This window comes from Bremerella cremea (assembly GCF_039541315.1).
GTDB lineage: Bacteria > Planctomycetota > Planctomycetia > Pirellulales > Pirellulaceae > Bremerella > Bremerella cremea.
This window is the reverse complement of the sequence record NZ_BAABFZ010000005.1, coordinates 1162578-1181620: the sequence shown is the minus strand read 5'-3', so window position 1 is coordinate 1181620 and position 19043 is coordinate 1162578. Positions and strand designations below refer to the sequence as shown.

The following is a 19043-nucleotide window of genomic DNA, read 5'->3' as shown; positions in this document are numbered from 1 at the left end:
TCGGATTCGCCGCACCGTCGACCATCGAAGATCGTTTCCAGGCAAGCTGGCACTTTAGACGCGGACCGTCTTGCCTTTGGCAATCGAGTCGGCTTGCTTCTGGCAAAGTACCAATGCGTCGACAGCCAGGTCGCCACCCAGGATGCTGGATGGGGTGCCGGAAAGAATGCTTTGCTCCACTTCCTTTAGTTCGGCAGCGAACGAATCGACCGGGTCGCCACCCTTCAGCTTCGGTTGCTTCGACTTCCCCTTCTTCGGCAGCACGGTCAGCGGCATCGCCACGACCGGGGCGTCGTCGATCACGGCGAAGTCCATCAGCAGCGTCGCTTCTTCAAAATGAATCTCGAAGCCATGCGTGAAGCTTCGTCCCGGCTGATGCAGGACGCCGCTGGTGGCCGTCACCACGTAGCTGCTGTCCGCGAAACCAAACTGCGTGGTGCAGTATTCGACGCAGTCGCCACGCATGCGGCCAACGCTGGTCACGCTGGTGGGCATGCCAAACATCAGTCGAATGAAGTGAGCGTCGTGAATATGCAGATCGAGAAGGGGGCCGCCCACCTTTTCCAGATCGTAGAAATCTGGGATCCAGGTCGGATCGCTGATTAAACGCTTGAAGTGGCCACCAAGCACCTTGCCAAACTTGCCAGAGCGAGCGGCTTCCAACGCGAAGTTGAATTCAGTGAAGAAAGGCAGCACGTGCGCGGTTAGCATCAGCTTGCCGCTCTTGTCGGCTGCTTTCTGCATCCGTTTAGCGGCCGCCGGATCGAGGGCGATCGGCTTCTCGACCAGTACATGTTTGCCTGCTTTCAACGCTTTGATCGTGGCTTCTTCGTGTAGAGCAGGGGGGAGGCAGATGTCGACCATATCGATCGAATCGTCCGCCAGCATTTCTTCCAGCGTGGCATAGACCGCCATCTTGGAAACATCGATCTGCTCGCCGGCCGGACCAAAGTTACCCTTGATCCCGCGCCAGTCCCCTTGTTGCTTCTTCGGATCGCGCGAACAGAACGAGATGACCTTCATTCCCCGGACCTTTTGATAGGCCAGGTAATGAATCCAACTCATGAATCCGACGCCAACGATTCCGACTTTGATCATGGTGCTACTCTTTCTTGCTTCTCGGCGAGGCTGTTTGTCGCAGTGCTTTAGGTGGGAAGTCTGTTCTGGTACCAGTAAAGGTGAATCGACTGTTGCTGGCCACTGTCAGCGAATAGAGAAAGTTCTTCTCGAAAACTCGGCGGCCTGATTAGATGCTGCAAGTTTTCTCGAATCGTGGAAACGCGTCGTCCCACATCGTTGGGGTCTTCGGTGTATAGGTGACAACTGGGAAGCTGTTGCGAATCACTTCGCGGCCTTCTGCCAGGCTACCGATGTCGCCGGAAGCGACGGCCTGAAGCATCAAGTTGCCGATGGCCGTTGCTTCGACCGGGCCGGCGACGACCTGGCAGTTGCACGCATCGGCGGCCATCTGGCAAAGAAGCTGATTCTGCGTTCCGCCACCGACGATATGGATGGTGTCGATCTTGGTTCCGGTCAGATCTTGCAGCTTGCGATGGACCACGCGGTACCGCATCGCGAGGCTTTCCAGCACGCAACGAATGACGGCACCGTCGGCTTGCGGAACGATCTGTCCGGTACGTTCGCAGAAGTCGCGAATCTGCGCCGGCATATCTTGTGGCGCGGCGAAGTCGGAATGGTCTGGATTCACGAACGAAGCCAGCGGCGTAGCTTCCTGCGACATCCGAACCAGATCGCTGTAGCCATACTCGTGGCCACCCTGTTTCCAGATACGGCGGCACTCTTGCACCAGCCACAAGCCGGCGATGTTCTTCAGCAGGCGGGTCGTCCCGTAGACGCCGCCTTCGTTGGTGTAGTTAAACTCGGCGCACTGCTCGTTGATGATCGGATGCGGCGTTTCGACACCCATCAGCGACCAGGTTCCGCTGGAGATATAACACCAGTTAGGCATCTCGCCGGGCGAGCTCTTGGCCGGCACGGCAACCACCGCCGAAGCGGTGTCGTGGGTGCCTGGGCGAACGACACGTGTTCCGTTCAAGCCAATTTGTTCGAGTACGGTCGTTCGGAGTGGACCGACAACACTGCCGGGGTCGACGATCTCGCCGAAGATCCGTTCTGGCAGGTCGAAGCCTTCGATCAGCTTCTTCGACCACTGCTTGGTCACCGGGTTCAAAAGCTGCGTTGTCGAGGCGTTGGTCAATTCGTTCCCCTTTTCCCCGGTCAGCAGCCAATGGAACAGGTCGGGCATCATCAGGAAGCTTTCGGCCGATTCGAGGATCGAACTATTCGCTTCCCGCATGGCGATCAGCTGATACAGCGTGTTGATCTCCATAAATTGCAAACCAGTTTCGGCGAAGATCTCGTCACGGCTCACCTTGGCGAAGGCTCGCTCGAAGATGCCTTGGGTGCGCGGATCGCGGTAGTGATACGGATTGCCCAGCAATTCGTCATTGCGGCCGAGCAGGGCGAAGTCGACGCCCCACGTATCGACGCCAATGCTACTGATCTCGCTGCCAAACTTGCTTCCCGAAGCAGTCAGGCCGTCTTTGATGTTTTGCCAAAGCTTCAACAGGTCCCAGTGCAGATGCCCGGCGAAAGCGATCGGGCCATTCTCGAAACGGTGAACTTCTTCCAGTTGAAGCGTCGAGCCATCGAAACGTCCACCGAGGACACGACCGCTGGAGGCTCCCAGGTCGACTGCGAGGTAGGTCTTGTTAGACATAATTGAGCTTTTGAACGATGCAGGATTGGGTGACAGGGGAAGGGCAGATCCAGGCAGGCCTAAAAAGGAGTTGGCCTGTCAGTAGAAATGGGATTTGCAGTTTAATAGACACGAGCGACGTCAACAATCATCGCTTTCTCGCGAGAAACACCAGAAAGTAAGGGGCAACCCAATCGATAAAACTTGCCAGGCCGCTTAAAACTAAGGGGCCAATGCGTGATGGAAGCACCTTTGTTCTTTGTTCCAGGGATTTTGGACTTGTGGACCCGTTAGAGATCCTGGCACTCAACCTGATCATCATTCTGGCTGCCGGCTTCGTGTCGGGTGCCATTTGTCGCTACCTGCATGTCTCGACGATTGTTGGTTACCTGATTGCTGGTGCCATTATCGGGAACGGGGCTCTGCAGATTCTGCATACCGAGAATCACGATCTGAAGCACCTGGCTGAGATGGGGGCGCTATTTCTCCTTTTCTCGATCGGCACGGAAGTCTCGTGGGAAGAAATGCGGCATGTCGGGCCGTGGATTCTGGTGGCCGGCTTCGTCCAGATGTGTGCCGTGGCGGTGCCAGTAAGCTTTCTGTTCATCTTGCTGGGGCTTCCCTGGCAGGGGGCTTCGCTGTTGGGCGCATCCGTGGCCTTGAGTTCGACAGTGCTCGTCTTTCGGGCCCTGCACGAACTCAATGTCGCCTCGTCGCCCGCTGGCGTACGTAGCGTCGGAATCTTGCTTTTCCAAGACATGGCGATCGTTCCGCTGATGTTGGCAGTCCCGCTGATCGCCGCGACCGAGAACCATTCGCCGCTGGAATTCGTGCGGCTGGGGATCGTGACGATCCTGTTTTTGACAACCATTCCGGTCCTGGCATTTGTCACGCATCGTTTCGCCTTACCGCTCTTCTCGCTGCTGAGAAGCCGAGAATTGTTGCTTCTATTTGCGTTGGCTTTGCTGGGAAGTGGCTGCTTTGTGGCACATATCCTGGGGCTTCCGGCCGCTTTCGGTGCCTTTGGGGCCGGTCTGATCCTGGGAGGAAATCGCTTCACGCAGCAGGTCGATGCCCTGACACTACCTTTCCGCGAAAGTTTTGCGGCGGTCTTCTTCATCTCGCTGGGGGCCCTGCTCGATATCGAAGCCTTGCTTCACGATCCGCTGCTGGTGCTGATTGGCTTTCCGCTGGTCGTCCTCGTGAAAACCTTGGGGGCCGGCCTGGCGATTCGAGCTTCCGGCATGAGCTGGCGCGTTGCTCTTTGGATGGGGCTGGGAGTTTCGCAGGTCGGTGAAATGAGCTTCCTGCTGCTGTCGGAAGGTCTGACGCGAAACCTTGTACAAGAGTCGCACTACAACCAGATGCTGGTGCTGGCGATTGGGACTATGATTCTGACGCCAGGGTTCATTCGCTGGGGGATCCGCAAGCTGGGTAACGATCCTTCCTTGCACACCAGCAAAGAAGAGAAGGCCATTGAAGCCCGCGAGACCATTCGCGAGGCGGTGATCATCGGGGTCGGCCCCGTTGCCCGGCAGGTGGCTTCGCGGATTGAAATCTTTGGGGCGGAAGTTCGATTCATCGATCTGAATTCGGTGAATACCTATCCGCTGATTCAAGCTGGTTTTCGAGCCGTCACCGGCGATGCCACTAAGCGCAAGACACTGGAAGAAGCCGAAATCGCCCATGCCAACCTGGTTTTGGTGGCGGTCCCCGACGACGAGGCCTCGGTGCAGATTGTCAAAAGCATTCGAGCGATGAACCGTCGCTGCACCATTTTGGCTCGCTGCCGCTATCAGCGAAATCGCGAGCGATTGCACCTGGTTGGGGCCGATTACGTGACCGACGAAGAATCGCAAACCGCCCTCATGCTGATCGGAATGATCGAGAAGCTCTCGGAAAGCGACGCGTTTTAAACGGGCTGTTGGTCCCTCCTCTGCCGCAATCGCTAGAACCGGCACAAATCAACCTGGAGATTGTCCCTGGGTGTAACCGATGAAGATTCTCGGCATCGGATCTATTGTTGACTAAGTTGGTCATGTTAGTTAACAATGACACCCAAGGGCACGTAATCCATGCAACTGACAAGCCTTACCACGGACAACCCGTTTCAAGTGAATGCCATGTCGGCCAGCAACGTAAATCAAGAAGAGCAAACAACTTCCGGCATGCTACAGCCCACTCCAGAGCTGATGGCCGAGTTGGAAGAAGCGTCGCAGCGGCTAGAAACCGCCACCCCCGAAGAGATCATTCGCTGGGGAGCGGAACGTTTTGGCACCAAGCTGACGATGGGAACCGCCTTCGGTCCGGAAGGGTGTGTGATTCTATATCTCCTTTCGCAAGTTGCCCCGGAGACGCCGGTTTTCAATCTCGACACTGGCTACCAGTTCCAAGAGACGCTCGATGTTCGCGACCAGATTCGCGAGAAGTTCGGCATCGATGTCGAGTTGCTCAAGCCGGAGCACACCGTCGAAGAGTACGAGCAACTTCATGGCGGCCCGCTCTATAAGACAAACCCAACCCAATGCTGCTTCGATCGGAAGATCAAAGTGCTGCAGCGCGGTGCGGAAGGGAAGCATGCTTGGATCAGTGCCATTCGCCGCGACCAAAGCGAAGACCGGGCCCGCGCCAGCATTGTTGGCTGGGATAAGAAGTTCGGCCTGGTGAAGATCAATCCGCTGGCCAACCAGACCAAGAGCTGGGTCTGGCGAATGATTACCGAGCATGGCGTGCCTTACAACGTACTGCACGACCAGGGCTACACCAGCATTGGCTGCTGGCCATGCACGCGTGCCGTTCTGGCAGGCGAAGACGAACGTGCCGGCCGATGGAGCGGAACAGGCAAGACCGAGTGTGGCTTGCACACCTTAGACGACAGCCCCAACGCCTAGTAGTGACATGACGGTCTCGGCAAAAAGCGAATACGCCTGCATCGCGATGATCGAACTGGCTGCCCGGTACGAAGCCGATCAGCCAGCGCGTTTGCGCGAGATCACCGAGGCACAAGGCATTCCGCAGCCGTTTCTCGTGCAGATCATGGCTCAGCTGAAAGCGGCGGGCCTCGTGCAAAGTACCCGCGGTTCGACCGGGGGATACCGTTTGGCGCAGGCCCCCGATCGCATTACCCTGGCCGATATCTTTCAAGTGATCGAAGGAAGTGGCGATCAGGCGGAATCGAACCTGCAGCGGCCTACGCCTGCTGCCCAGGCGCTATGCGGCGTGTGGGGTAAGATTTGTCAGGAACGCACCAAGATTCTGGAAGATGTTACCCTGGCCAGTCTCGCTACTCGCGTGGCGGAACAGCCTGACGAAATGTTCTATATCTAGGCGGATTTGATGAATTCTGAAGCGATCCCACGTGAGTGGCTCACCGCGCAGACCACGGTCGACGAAATTCTGGCGACCTGTTCTAACCCAGACCCTGCCGTGGCCGAAATGGCTCGCCACTACCTGAATCAGGCGGGCGGTCTCTTTCAGCAAATGGTCCCTGGCGACGAGCTTTGGAATTACTCGACGCCCGATTCCGCTTGGGCCGCCAATCAAGGCCAGGCTGGCCTGGCCGTGCTACGCGAAGGGAAGATTGTCGACAGCGTGTGCATGGCACGCAACTAACGAGTGCCGCCCACCTGCGATGCTTACGGCAGGCGATGCCCCATCTTGTCGCGCTTGGTGTCGAGATACTTTTGGTTATGCGGATTGGGAGTCGGGTGAATTGGCACCTGATCGACAACTTCCAGATCGAACCCGCCATAGATGAACGCGTCTGTCTTCTTGGGGTTGTTCGTCAGCAGGCGAATCTTGGATAGACCGAGGTCTTTCAAGATTTGGATCCCCACGCCATAGTCGCGCATGTCGCTCTTGAAACCGAGCGCATGATTCGCCTCGACCGTATCGAGACCTTGGTCCTGCAACGCGTAAGCGCGGATCTTCGCTTTCAGTCCGATGCCACGACCTTCCTGCGGCAAATAGACCAAGGCCCCCACGCCTTCTTCGCTGATCTTACGCAGGGCCATTTCCAGTTGGTCGCCACAGTCGCAGCGGAGCGAAGCGATCAAGTCGCCGGTGAAGCAGCTACTGTGAAGTCGCACGAGAGGTGCTTCGACCGAGCTGAGATCTCCCATGGCCAGTACGACTGGTTCCTGGGTTTCGTACTTCACGTCGTAAACGATGATGTCGAACTCGCCGAACTTGGTCGGCAGCTTCGCTTCGGCACCTCGTTCCACGAGCTTTTCGTTGACGCGACGATGGGAAATGAGCTGCTCGATCGAGATGATCTCGAGATTGAACTTCTCGGCCAGGGCGATCAGTTCGTCACGCGAGGCCCGGTCTCCTTCTTCATTCAAGATCTCGCACAGCGAACCAGCCGGCGTCAGGCCTGCCATGCGGGCCAGATCGACCGAGGCTTCGGTGTGCCCGGCGCGTCGCAGCACGCCACCTTCTTTGGCCAGCAGCGGGTAAACGTGGCCAGGGCGGACGAAGTCGTCTTCGGTCGATTGGGGGTCGACCATCGCCATGATCGTTTCGGAGCGTTCCTTGGCGGTGATTCCGGTCTTGGCGTTCTTATGGTCGATGGGGGTCGTGAACGCGGTTCGCAGGGGAGCGTTGTTGTTTTCGACCAATGGTGGCAGATCAAGCCGTTCGCAGACATCCGGAAGGCAAGCCGCACATAAGAGGCCTCGCCCCTGGGTGATCATGAAGTTCACCACTTCGGGGGTCGTCTTTTCAGCGGCAGCGACAAAATCCCCCTCGTTTTCCCGGTCTTCGGCATCGACAACGATGATAACTTTGCCAGCTTTGATCGCGTCGACGGCAGCCTGGACGGTAGAAAATCGGTGGCTCACGGGAAGCACTCTCCTGAAAACTTGGGGGCATCGCCGATTTAAAAGGGATGCCTGGCACGATGCTCGGGGTTAATATTGCCCACAGGGTTAATAATAGGCAACGGGAGCGGAATAACTCATTATAGGACCCGTGCTATCGCGGAATAGTTCACCTTGACGGAGTCGGTCGTGACAGGCTTGAAAACCTTCATTCTCGCAATTCTTTTTCTCGCTACCTGGCGTTCGACCCTCCAGGCCGAAATGGGGGCGATTCGTTACCTGCCGAATCAGGTATTCGCCGAGCGGGAAGACAAGATACTCAAGGCCGATGTTTATCTGCCTCCTGGGGAAGGTCCCTTTCCTGCCGTGCTGATGATTCATGGAGGTGCTTGGGCTGGTGGTTCGCGAAGCCACATGGCAACGCACGCCATTTTTCTCGCCAATCATGGCTACGCTGTAGCGACGATTACGTATCGATTCGCTCCCACGCACATCTACCCGGCCCAACTTGAAGACTGTCAGGCCGCACTCGATTGGTTGGTGACGAACGCCGAAGAGTTTCACATCGACACCAACCGCATAGCTGGCTGGGGCTATTCGGCCGGTGGTCACTTGGCCTGTCTGGTCGCCACGATGGATGCGGAAGACGAAGGAGAAACTCCACTGCTCAAGGCAGTCGTTGCCGGTGGAGCTCCCTGCGATTTCACGAACGAACCGCTGCATAGTCAACGGTTGAAATTCTTCCTTGGAGGCTCGCGAGCCAACGTTCCCGAGACCTATACCGAGGCCTCGCCGCTGACGCATGTCACCGCCAAGTGTCCACCAATCTTCTTCTTTCATGGCACCGAAGATGACGTGGTGCCGATCGACAACGCCGAGCGGATGCATGCGAAGCTAACCAACCTGGGCATCCCGACCACCTTTTTTAAATCGGAAGGGCGCGGGCACTTGTCGACCTTCATCGATCCCAATGCCAAGCGAGAGGCATTGAAATTCCTTGACGGACATCTCAAACTCGAAGAGTCGTAACCGAGGTGCTCGGAGCGGTTCTGTGCCACACCAGCATCGATCCTTCCGCCTGGGGCTTATCTTGCAACATTGTGCCGCCAGCCCAGGCCACAGACAGGAAAACTATGAGCGAAGCGCCGAACCCTGGACCAGGTCTAGAGGTTGAGGAATACATCGAGCAGCGGCATTTCTTCGAAGGTATCCAGCACGGGCTGACCGACAATCGCCCCATGCAAGAGATACTGATGTCGGTGAGAGACGAGATTCTCGTCACCACCAACCTGCCGATGGCAATCGATTTCATGGCTTCCGAACTGCGGCATAGCGGCCAGTTCGGCCCTGCCATGAAGCGGCTGGGGCATTACTTCTCCGGCTTTCAAACCTACATCGTCGCCTCGGCCGAGGACGATCATGGGAAGTTCGACTTTCAGACCGGGCTCGAGATCCTGAAGCTCGAAGCCAAACTAAGGGCCGAGCATGCGACGCCGCAGTCGTTATTCCTCTTTCAGTTCGAGGCGATCTGTCGCCATCGTTTGAAGTACGACACCGGCTTCGCGGCGATGCTGCTCGATCCGATGTACGACGACGCGTGGCGAAACTTCCTGGAGATCAATCGTCGACGGATCGGTTTGATCGACATCGCCGACATGATCTACACCCGCAGCGAGCATTACATCACGCAGCAGATCCGCCGTGGTGGAAAGCTGCCAGGCTCGGACTTTCCGCCACTGTTCGGGGAACGGGAAGGGCGGATCGCGCTAGCCAATCGCAAGCGGGACCCGATGCTGTTGTTCTCGGCCCTGCAGCGTCAGTTGGGCTATCCGAAGGTCCCATCCAAGAAGAAGGTCGACGAGAGCTTGTTTTTGATCCCCCAAATGATGCGGCGGATGGAACGACTTGAGGCCCGTATCAAACTGCTCGAAGAAGAAAACCGAGGCGGGATCGATCTGACGAAGTTCTATCAGAAAGAAGGAATGCCCCCTCCGCCAATTGACGACTTCGAATAGGCGGTAATTGACGGGCTTTGGGGTGACCCGGGGGTCTGCGGGGCATTCGAGATGACCTCATTTCTGAGGCATGTTTTTGAGAATCGGGGTAGCCAGCCGTAAGATCGCGTCTATAAAATGGATAAACATGTCCGATTTACTGGGAAACGGCAATTTCTACCCAATTTACCCGGGTTTCGTTGGTCGTCTTGTTACACCAAAACGGGGAGATTGGTAGACTAAACCGGGAAATGAACCCCGAAAAATCGGCATAACCGGCAAAATTGCCTCAGAAAAGTCGGGGTAGCTCGTCGAAATTTCAATTAGTGGGCGCCGTTTGACGACGCGTTGAGATTTCGAAAACCAAACCAACCGATTGAAGGCCGATCGCTGTCATTGATGGCAGCGATCCATTGATATTTGCCCAGGGGCCATGAAGCACGAAGCGGAGTCCGTCCAGCAAGGATGTCGCGACCGTTCGCCGAACCGTCGTCGTGTGAATCCTCGCCATCAACAAGGCATTCGACCAATGCCTTTCGGCGCTAGTTGCGTCCGAAGCACCGGTCGTCTGGCCGAAGGCTCTCCTGGTTTCGCCCGATTTGCGGTCGAACCTGACGGCGACTTGTGTGGTCTAGTCCATACGAGAGAATCCGTTCTCTTCTGCCAGCACTCTTCCCGAATTGGGAGGAACGCAAGCCCGAATTGCGTAGCGGCCTTGGGTACTATTTGTTTGACTAGTAATTCACCAATCGTTGAACCTTCCCCCACCTTGCCGACATCGCACCCCTATCCCAATGAAGAGCTGCCGGCTCGCGACATTTGCCGCAGGTCGCCGCCTCTTAATAATTCCAAGTAAGAAACCCCGTTTGTTGCCCGGAACCCCCTAGTAATCATGTCCACGACTACTGACGAAACCACGATCGTAAAAGAGATTCAGCCCTTGGAGGAGGCGACGGTTCGCTTCTGTGGCGACTCGGGCGACGGGATGCAGCTGGCTGGTACCCAGTTCTCCAACACGTCGGCGTTGGCTGGCAACGACATTGCCACCTTCCCAGACTTCCCGGCTGAAATCCGTGCGCCTCGTGGAACGCTCGCTGGCGTGAGTGGTTTTCAGATTCATTTCGCCTCGCACGACATCTTCACTCCTGGGGAAGCGGTCGACGCGTTAGTGGCGATGAATCCAGCCGCTTTGAAGACCAACCTCGGCGACCTGAAACGCAATGGCGTGTTGATCATCAACAGCGATGCGTTCGACAAGAAGTCGCTCGGTCAGGCCGGCTACGCAACCAACCCGATCGAAGACGAATCGTTGAGCGGCTATCAAACGTTTGCCGTTCCGATGACCAGCATGACTCGTGGTGCGGTTGACGGTCTTGATCTGAGTGTGAAGGAAGCGGATCGTTGCCGTAACTTCTTCGCCATGGGCCTGGTATTCTGGCTGTATGGCCGCTCGATGGAACCGACCCTGCGATTCATCGATGCGAAGTTCGCCAAGGTTGCTAACGTCGCCGAAGCGAACCGCCGCGCCCTTAAAGCTGGCCATGCGTTCGGTGAAACGACAGACGCTTTCCGCAGCAGCTACAAGGTCGACAAGGCCAAGCTGGCTCCGGGTCGCTATCGCAACATGACCGGCAACCAGGCCTTGGCTTGGGGTTTGATGACCGCGGCTAAGCTGAGCGAAAAAAAGCTGTTTTTGGGTTCGTACCCGATCACGCCTGCCAGCGATATTCTGCACGAACTGAGCAAGTACAAGAATTTCGACGTCCTCACTTTCCAGGCCGAAGACGAAATCGCTGCTGTCTGCTCGGCCATTGGTGCCGCTTACGGTGGCGAAATGGCTTTGACCACGACCAGCGGTCCTGGCATGGCATTGAAAGGTGAAGCGATGGGTCTGGCGATGATGCTGGAACTGCCGCTGGTGATCGTCGATGTGCAGCGTGGTGGCCCAAGCACCGGTCTGCCAACCAAGACGGAACAAGCCGACTTGCTGCAAGCGATGTTCGGCCGCAACGGTGAATCGCCCATCCCGGTGATTGCCGCTCGTAGTCCTGCCGACTGCTTCGACGTCGCGATTGAAGCCTGGCGTCTGGCCGTTCGCTTCATGACCCCGATCGTCGTGCTGACCGACGGCTATATCGCGAACGGCAGCGAGCCATGGCGTATCCCGAACGTCGCCGACCTGCCGAAGATTGAAGTCAAACATCCAGGCCCACGTAACGAAGACGATCCGCCGTTCATGGCCTATAAACGCAACGAAGAACTGGCTCGACCTTGGGCGATCCCAGGCACGCCAGGTCTGATGCACCGCGTGGGTGGTCTGGAAAAGCAGGATGGTACCGGTAACGTCAGTTACGACCCTGCCAACCATCATCACATGGTGCTGACGCGAGCCAAGAAGGTCGCGAACATCGCCAGCGTAGTGCCAAAGCAGGAAGTGATGGGCGCCGAATCGGGTAAGGTCCTGGTCGTGAGCTGGGGTGGTACTTACGGCTCGTGCCGCACCGCAGTGGCCCGTATGCAGGCCGCCGGCAAGTCGGTCAGCCATGCCCACCTCCGCTACCTCAATCCATTCCCGAGTAACCTGGGCGAACTCCTTTCGAGCTTCGACAAGATCCTGGTTCCGGAACTGAACCTGGGCCAGCTGCGAATGCTGTTGCGAGATAAGTTCCTGGTCGATGCGGTCGGTCTGAACAAGGTTCAAGGCAAGCCGTTCACCACGACCGAGATCGCTGAAAAGATTGAATCGCTGCTCGGCTAAAAAACACCCCCACTGAAACCTGAATCTATAACCCTTCAATGATAGAGAAACGACCCATCATGGCATCCGCAGAACTGCCTGTTTTGAAGCCCGCGGACTATGGCACCGACCAGGACGTGCGTTGGTGCCCAGGATGCGGTGACTATTCGATCTTGGCCCAAATGAAGAAGGTCATGTCGACGCTCAACATGAGCCGTGAAGACACTGTCTTCGTCAGCGGTATCGGTTGCAGCAGCCGCTTCCCGTACTACATGAACACCTACGGCATGCACAGCGTGCATGGTCGTGCCCCAGCCTTTGCCACCGGTTTAAAGTCGGCCCGTCAGGATCTGACGGTGTTCGTGATTACCGGTGACGGCGACGCGTTGTCGATCGGTGGTAACCACCTGATGCACGTGCTGCGTCGTAACGTGAACCTGAACATCATTCTGTTCAACAACCGTATTTATGGTTTGACGAAGGGTCAGTACTCGCCAACCTCCGAAAGAGGGAAGGTGACCAAGAGCACGCCGATGGGTGCGATCGATAACCCGATCCATCCGCTGTCGGTTGCTCTGTCGTGTGAGGCTACTTTCGTTGCTCGTTCGATCGACGTCCACATCAAGCATCTGGCCGACACCTTGGAAAAGGCCGTCGCCCACAAGGGTGTGTCGTTCGTCGAGGTTTACCAGAACTGCAACGTGTTCAACGACGGTGCCTACAAGTGGGCGACCGACAAAGACACGAAGGCCGACACCGTGCTCGAACTCGAACATGGCAAGCCGCTGATCTTCGGTAAGAATCGCGATAAGGGGATTCGTCTCAACGGCATCACCCCGGAAGTGGTCGAACTGGGCAAGGGAATCACCGAGGACGACTTGCTGTTCCACGACGCCAAGTCGACCGACCCGACCCTCGCTTACTTGTTGACCCGCATGTCGCATCCCGAGTTCCCAGAGCCAATCGGCGTTCTGCGTGACATCGATGCTCCATGCTACGACGATGCGATCAACTACCAGGTGCAGCAAGCCAAGGAAACCCGCGGCGAAGCGAGCCTCGAAAAGCTGTTCAACTCGGGCGATACCTGGGTCGTCGAATAAGCCGTTCTCGATTCGTTGTGAGACCAAATTAAGAAGCCGGCAGCTACGTTGCCGGCTTTTTTCGTGCGCGTTGTCTGAACGGCAAGGGGCACGACCTAGTTGAACGAATCAGGCATCGTTCGACGGTTGTATCGATTAGAGTACCCAGCCAAAAATCACGCTAGCGGCTACCCGGGTGCTAGCCGATAAGTACCGCAACAAGCCGTTCGAAAATGCGCTGATGAACGGTGTTGATCTCCGCGGCTTGAGCTGTCTCAGGTCGATCAGGAACGCACGGAGGAAAATAAGGAAATTTGCCATGTGGCGGTCGCTATTTTTGGCAGTCGGAATCACGCTGATCATTGTCGGGGCTGAGTGTCTGGTCGTCGATTCGGCCATGATGGCCGCGGAAGGTGGCCCTCGTTCGTTCACGCCTCCAGACTGGGCTCCTTGGAGTATGATGTCGAGCGGAGCGATTGTCATTCTCTACAGCTTCACGATTCCCAAGCGGATGAACGGCTAGTCAGCCGAACGGGTCGGTCCTGCCATCAGGATGCGATCGTCGGGTAGATAAAAAAGAAAGCCCTGAAAGAGACGCCGGAGTTACCGGTTTCCCTTTCAGGGCTTCTTCTGTTTCATTGCGAAGCCGGGCTATTAACGGCCTTCGCGAACCATGTCGAAGTATTCCTGAGCGTTCTGCTGGTGATCCTTCGACAGGCGGGTTTCGGTCAACGCATCGCTGCCGAGCGACGACTCCGATTCCATCGCCGTCTTGATGTCGATCAGCGTCTGGCCGGCGCGGTTCTTTCCGTCGACGTAATCGACGATCACACCCTTGCCGTTCTTCGGGTCGGCACGAACTTGCGAGTCGTAGGCACCGGTTTCGTTTTCCTCTTCCGGACGATCGCCTTGTCCCTGACCACGACCCATGCCGTTACCAGGTCGCTGGCCCATCATGCCGTTTTGCCCCATCATCCCGTTCTGGCCAGGCTGGCAGGCTTTGCACATCTGGTTGCGAGCCGCTTCCATCTGGTCCATGGCACCATCCAGCATCTCCAGCTCGTCGAGCTGGGCCTGAAGGTCTTGCATCTGCTGGGCCATCTGATTCATCTGATCGGCGGCTTGCTGCTGCTGACCGTTCTGCAGGGCGTCGGACGCCTTCGCCAGGTTGTCACCCATCTGCTGCATTTGCTGCATCTGGCCATCCTGCATGTTCATCTGGTCGAGCTGCTGCTGCAGACGTTCCGCTTCGGCCTGATTGCCAGCCTGGCGAGCCTGATCGATTTGATCCTTGAGGGCCTGCTTGGCTTGCTGATGAGCCTTCGCCATTTCCTGCATTTTTTTGCCCATCTCGCCTAGTTGCTTGGCCAGTTCTTCTCGTTCTTCCTTCGAGAGCTCGCCGTTGTTCAGCTTGTTCTGCAGATTCTTCATCGCTTCCAGAGCCTTGCCCAGGTCACCCTTCTGCATCGCCTTGGCCAGTTCTTCGGCCAGGCCACCCTTGAGCAGGTCTTTGAGCATCTCGAGCTTCTTTTTGAACTCGGCGCTCGAAGCCAGTTCGTCGCGACGCTTCTTCAACTCTTTGGCCAGGTCGTTCAGTTCCAGCAAGGTTTCCTTCTGGTCGACTTTGTCCTTCTTGGCGATTCCCTTGGTGCCTTCTTCCAGCTTCTTGAACAGCTCTTTGGCTTCTTCCAGACCCTTTTCTTCCGCTTTTTCTTTACGCTCTTGCAGTTCCTTACGAAGCTGGTCGGCGGTCTTTTTGACCACCTTGGTTTGCTCCGGATCGAGACGGGTTGAGTTGGCGTTGGCGGTGTTCGGATCGATCACGGCGTCTGGCACGAACAAGGCGATCAGAATGGCACCTGCCACGATGAAGATCGGGGCGAGCCCGTTCCAGCCGCTGCGGATCGGGAAACGCTCGGTCACGTCGATCCGTTCAACCTGACGCATGGCATCGGACATCAAAGCCTGACCCAGTGGGGTCTGACGGGTTTCGTCATCCAGCGATAGCGAGCTCGAAACCCGTTCTTTCAGTCCGTACCGAATGTCCACCTCGATTGCGGCAGCGAGTGCGGATGTCCGCGTTAAATAGGTCCAGACGATCGCCAGGATCAGGCCAAGAGCGCTGGCTCCGCCGATCCAGCTCCACATCCATACCGTTCGATCAAGTCCCAGCGGCCAGAACTTGGGCAGCAGAACCGCGATGGCCGCCAGCGACATGGTCACCGAAAGGCTGATGATCAGCCGGGCGACGAATTGCTGTAACGTCATTCGCCACTGGGCTTTGCGGATATGTTTGTGAAGAGTGTCCATGGAACGTCGTCCTTGTAGTTTTCGACGTAGAGTTGCGATCGTTGCGGGCTCATCGCAGGCAAGATCGGTGCACTTGTAAGTTTACCGGATAGGGGCCGGAATTTTCCACTGATTTTCCAAGGAAAACCCAACTTACGGGCCCCCAAGTTGCAGTGGTACTGCTCGGGAAATTGCGGGTAAGATGGTAGGAGACGAGCCTGCCTTGCCAAAATGACGATACCAGACGGTAGAGCGATTCTTGCATTTTCGCGCAAGAGCAGGCTTGAGGACGGAAATTGATGGTAACGCAAACGGAATCTCGAAAGACCTCGCAGCGGCTGCCAGATCCGGCGGCCCGTCCCGATACCGACGTCGTGATCTATGACGGTCACTGTCGAATCTGTACCGGCGGGGTGAAGATTCTGTACTGGCTCGATGTGCAGAAGCGATTGTCGTTTCTGTCACTTCATGATGCCCGAGTTGCTGATGTGGCCCCCAACTTGACCTTCGATCAAATGATGGAAGAGATGTGGGTGGCGGATATTCGAGGTCGCCAGCATAGCGGGGCCGAAGCGTTTCGGTACCTGACGCGGCGGTTGGTTTTGTTGTGGCCGGTGATGCCGCTGATGCACATCCCTGGCTCGCTTCCGGTTGGGAAGTGGATGTATCGGAAGGTGGCCGCGGCACGGTATCGCTTTGGGAAGCATACCGGTGAAGACTGCGGCGATGCCTGCCAGATTCATTTCGGTCCGAAACCAGACCAACAGAATTCCAAGTAGCTTTGTTCGATCGTTGATTCTAGGAAGGGAGTTCCTGGCCATGTTCGATCTTCGCAAGCATTCGTCGCATAGCACCGGCAAACCGAAGTCGATTCGCCGTGTGGGGATGCAGACACCCAAGGTAGAAACGTTTCTCGACTACCAGGTCGAGATCGCCCAGCGTGCAGCCAGTCCGATATCGAAGCGGGTTGTCTTCAGCGTGAAGATCGATGGCGGCGAACCTCTGCTGCAAGCCTACCTGACCGGATTTCTGTCCGAGAGTTCAGCCCGAGCTGCGGCGCACGAAGAGATCAAGAAGCTGGACTTCAAGTATGGTCAGTCGGTCTCGCCGATCTCGAACATTTTGACCAGCCTCAAGAAGCAACGTGCTTTCCGCCGGATGCAAGAAAAGAAGAAGGGCGTCTGAGCGACGCCCTTTTCTGTGGTTGCTGCGTGGTGGTTGGGCCACGCCTAAGCGGCCGAGCGTTTCTCGCCGTTGGCTTCTTCCGACTTCGCTTCGGATTCGTCTTCGACGTAGAGCCGGCAATACGTTTTGCTGGTCTCGATCAATTCTTCATGCGTGCCGGTCGCTTCGATCTCGCCATGGTTCATGACGACGATGCGGTCGGCCAGTTGTAGCGTGCTCGCCCGGTGGGTAATCAAGATCGCGGTGCGTCCGGCGATGCAGTTCTTCAAGCTTTCGTGGATCAAGCGTTCGCTTTCCATGTCGATCTGGCTCGTTGCTTCGTCCATGATGATGATATCTGGATCGCGAAGCAGGGCTCGGGCAATGGAAACTCGCTGACGCTGACCGCCAGAGAGGTTCTTGCCGCTGTCGCCACATAGCGTGTCGTATCCATGCGACATGTGAGTCTGGACGAACTGGTCGACGTAGGCCAGCTTCGAGGCTTGATAAACTTCTTCGTCGGTCGCTTCCATTCGACCGTAGCGAATGTTCTCGAGGATCGACTCGTTGAACAGCACAGTCGACTGTGTCACCAACGCGATTTGTTTGCGGAGATCGTGCTGGGTGAAATTGCGGATATCGACGCCGCCAACTTGGACCGATCCCTGATCCGGATCGTAGAACCGCATCATCAGATTGATCAACGTACTCTTACCGCAGCCATTGGGCCCGACGATCGCCACCGTTTCCCCTTGGCGAACGGTCAGGTTCAATTTCTTCAGCACCGGCGTGTTGTCGATATAGCAGAACTCGAGGTTCTCGAACTTGATTTCACGGCCAACGCTGTCGATCGGAACTGGGTTTACGGGATCGAGGATCGGTGGATCGGCCTGCAGCATCGGATAAACCAACTCGGCACTGGCGATGCCTGCCTGGATCGAGCCGAACACGTCTCCCAGCTTTCGCAGGGGATCGGTACAGCCAATCAGGAAGGCGTAAAACGCGAGAATCGAGCCCAGTTCCATTGGCTTGTCAGCCAGCGGAATGCCAAAGATGTGCGTCTCTTGGTTCAGCACGAGATAGCCACCGGCAATCATCGACAAGCAGACCATGCCGAGGCCGAGGACTTCGTTGTTGACGCGGACCATCGAGTTGAAGAACTGGATTTTGACCCGTTCCCAATAGGCCTGGCGCGACTTCGCCTCGAAACGTTGTTTCTCGTAGTCTTCGGTGCCGTACGCTTTGACGACGTGATAGCCTTCCATGATTTGGAGGAAGAACCCGGTGATCATGCCGTTGATCAAGATCGAACGGACGTTCAGTTCTTTGATCGTTCGAGCCAGGCGATAAAGCACGAAGGCCGCGATCGGAGCAATAATCAGCGAAAGGATCAGCAACCGCCAATTGATGTAGGCCGCGCCCGCGAGGCAGGCAAACATTTTGATGGGTTCACGAACCGACTTGCCGAACAAGATTTCGAGTGCCGCACCAATCGATCCGACATCCCCTTGCATACGGGTCGTCGAGTCGCCGGCCGAGATGTTCGCTTTGCCAAGCCGGATATCGAGCAGCTTCTCAAATAATTCGTGTTTCAAGTCGAGCGCCGTTAGCTGGGTTGCCCGAGCCACCAGCATCATGCTGAGCGAAAGGAAGAAGCCTTTCAGCATCGTACCAACGAGCAAAAAGCCGACGAGAAGCAGCAGCGTATTGAACGGACTGGCAGGCGCATACGACTCGATGTAGGGCTTCGTTTTTTCAACGTTATTCAGCTTGCCTTGCCAGCCGGAGATCTCGCTTTCAGCCTGACGAATGCGAGTTTTCATCAGGGACGCTTCTTCCGCATCGTTCTCTTGCGGAAGCTTTGCCTGCAGCTCTTGAATTTCGGTGTTCAGTCGCGCGATCTGCGTATTGCAATTGACCGTTTCGCGATCGGCCCATTCATGCAGACTCTGTCCGTCGAAAATAATTTCGGCGAAAGGGTAGACCGCACCGATATTGGCTCCCCACAGCACCCCAACCAACAGGGAGCAAATCACCGAGCCAATGATTGACCAACGGTATTTGGAAACACAGTGGCGAATCGCGAACAGGAGATACTTCATGCTAGGATCGTGCAATCTTCGGTAGGAACCTCGAGCGCTCGAGATATTCGAGCACCAGGCTTCTTGAAAGTCGCCGCAGCAGAGGCACATCCATTGCCCAATGCCAGCTCGGCGAAAAGGAACCGGAGAAAGCTACCGC

General features: G+C 56.6%; 16 protein-coding genes. 11 read left to right on the top strand and 5 right to left on the bottom strand.

From position 1 onward, the window contains the following. Positions 1-54: 54 nt before the first annotated feature. Positions 55-1098 carry a Gfo/Idh/MocA family protein gene (locus ABD890_RS21680; RefSeq protein WP_345094494.1) on the bottom strand — a complete coding sequence of 348 codons (1044 nt, stop codon included), beginning with the start codon at positions 1096-1098 and terminating at the stop codon, positions 55-57. A gap of 148 nt (positions 1099-1246) precedes the next feature. Beyond that, positions 1247-2740 (bottom strand): rhamnulokinase, encoded by a 1494-nt coding sequence (locus ABD890_RS21675; RefSeq protein WP_345094492.1) that lies wholly within the window; start codon positions 2738-2740, stop codon positions 1247-1249. Between the two features lie 260 nt (positions 2741-3000). Here ABD890_RS21675 and ABD890_RS21670 point away from each other — a divergent pair, with 260 nt between their 5' ends. The 4 genes from ABD890_RS21670 (at position 3001) to ABD890_RS21655 (ending at position 6331) form a co-directional block, all read left to right on the top strand. Continuing rightward, positions 3001-4635, top strand: a complete 1635-nt coding sequence (locus ABD890_RS21670; protein WP_345094490.1) for a cation:proton antiporter domain-containing protein — start codon at positions 3001-3003, stop codon at positions 4633-4635. A 207-nt stretch (positions 4636-4842) separates the two neighbouring features. Then, positions 4843-5610, top strand: a complete 768-nt coding sequence (locus ABD890_RS21665) for a phosphoadenylyl-sulfate reductase (RefSeq protein ID WP_373356470.1) — start codon at positions 4843-4845, stop codon at positions 5608-5610. A gap of 7 nt (positions 5611-5617) precedes the next feature. Next, positions 5618-6046, top strand: a complete 429-nt coding sequence (locus ABD890_RS21660; protein ID WP_345094486.1) for an RrF2 family transcriptional regulator — start codon at positions 5618-5620, stop codon at positions 6044-6046. 9 nt (positions 6047-6055) lie between these two features. Then, positions 6056-6331: a hypothetical protein gene (locus ABD890_RS21655; protein WP_345094484.1), complete on the top strand. Its 276-nt coding sequence runs from the start codon at positions 6056-6058 to the stop codon at positions 6329-6331. Positions 6332-6354: 23 nt separating this feature from the next. On the opposite strand, the gene ribA is transcribed toward ABD890_RS21655, so the two are convergent. Further along, positions 6355-7560, bottom strand: coding sequence for a GTP cyclohydrolase II (gene ribA, locus ABD890_RS21650; protein WP_345094482.1), 1206 nt, complete (start codon positions 7558-7560; stop codon positions 6355-6357). A 168-nt stretch (positions 7561-7728) separates the two neighbouring features. Here ribA and ABD890_RS21645 point away from each other — a divergent pair, with 168 nt between their 5' ends. The 5 genes from ABD890_RS21645 to ABD890_RS21625 all read left to right on the top strand — a co-directional run bounded on the left by ABD890_RS21645 (position 7729) and on the right by ABD890_RS21625 (position 13872). After that, the gene (locus tag ABD890_RS21645) at positions 7729-8568 is read left to right on the top strand and encodes an alpha/beta hydrolase fold domain-containing protein (protein WP_345094480.1); all 840 of its coding nucleotides are present in this window, start codon (positions 7729-7731) and stop codon (positions 8566-8568) included. 104 nt (positions 8569-8672) lie between these two features. Then, positions 8673-9554 carry a hypothetical protein gene (locus tag ABD890_RS21640; RefSeq protein WP_345094479.1) on the top strand — a complete coding sequence of 294 codons (882 nt, stop codon included), beginning with the start codon at positions 8673-8675 and terminating at the stop codon, positions 9552-9554. A gap of 871 nt (positions 9555-10425) precedes the next feature. Beyond that, positions 10426-12291, top strand: coding sequence for a 2-oxoacid:acceptor oxidoreductase subunit alpha (locus tag ABD890_RS21635; RefSeq protein ID WP_345094477.1), 1866 nt, complete (start codon positions 10426-10428; stop codon positions 12289-12291). Positions 12292-12350: 59 nt separating this feature from the next. Next, the gene (locus ABD890_RS21630; RefSeq protein WP_345094475.1) at positions 12351-13370 is read left to right on the top strand and encodes a 2-oxoacid:ferredoxin oxidoreductase subunit beta; all 1020 of its coding nucleotides are present in this window, start codon (positions 12351-12353) and stop codon (positions 13368-13370) included. Positions 13371-13668: 298 nt separating this feature from the next. Then, on the top strand, positions 13669-13872 hold the full coding sequence (locus tag ABD890_RS21625; RefSeq protein ID WP_345094473.1) for a hypothetical protein: 204 nt from the start codon (positions 13669-13671) through the stop codon (positions 13870-13872). A 131-nt stretch (positions 13873-14003) separates the two neighbouring features. Here the strand turns inward: ABD890_RS21625 and ABD890_RS21620 are convergent, their stop codons facing one another. Further along, positions 14004-15659 (bottom strand): hypothetical protein, encoded by a 1656-nt coding sequence (locus ABD890_RS21620; RefSeq protein WP_345094471.1) that lies wholly within the window; start codon positions 15657-15659, stop codon positions 14004-14006. Between the two features lie 278 nt (positions 15660-15937). On the opposite strand from ABD890_RS21620, the gene ABD890_RS21615 reads away from it, so the two are divergent. Next, a complete protein-coding gene (locus tag ABD890_RS21615) occupies positions 15938-16417 on the top strand; it encodes a thiol-disulfide oxidoreductase DCC family protein (RefSeq protein WP_345094470.1) in 480 nt (159 codons plus the stop codon). Positions 16418-16457: 40 nt separating this feature from the next. Then, positions 16458-16823 (top strand): hypothetical protein, encoded by a 366-nt coding sequence (locus ABD890_RS21610; protein ID WP_345094468.1) that lies wholly within the window; start codon positions 16458-16460, stop codon positions 16821-16823. A gap of 44 nt (positions 16824-16867) precedes the next feature. Here ABD890_RS21610 and ABD890_RS21605 read toward each other — a convergent pair whose 3' ends face one another. Beyond that, a complete protein-coding gene (locus ABD890_RS21605) occupies positions 16868-18904 on the bottom strand; it encodes an ABC transporter ATP-binding protein (protein ID WP_345094466.1) in 2037 nt (678 codons plus the stop codon). Positions 18905-19043 lie beyond the last annotated feature (139 nt).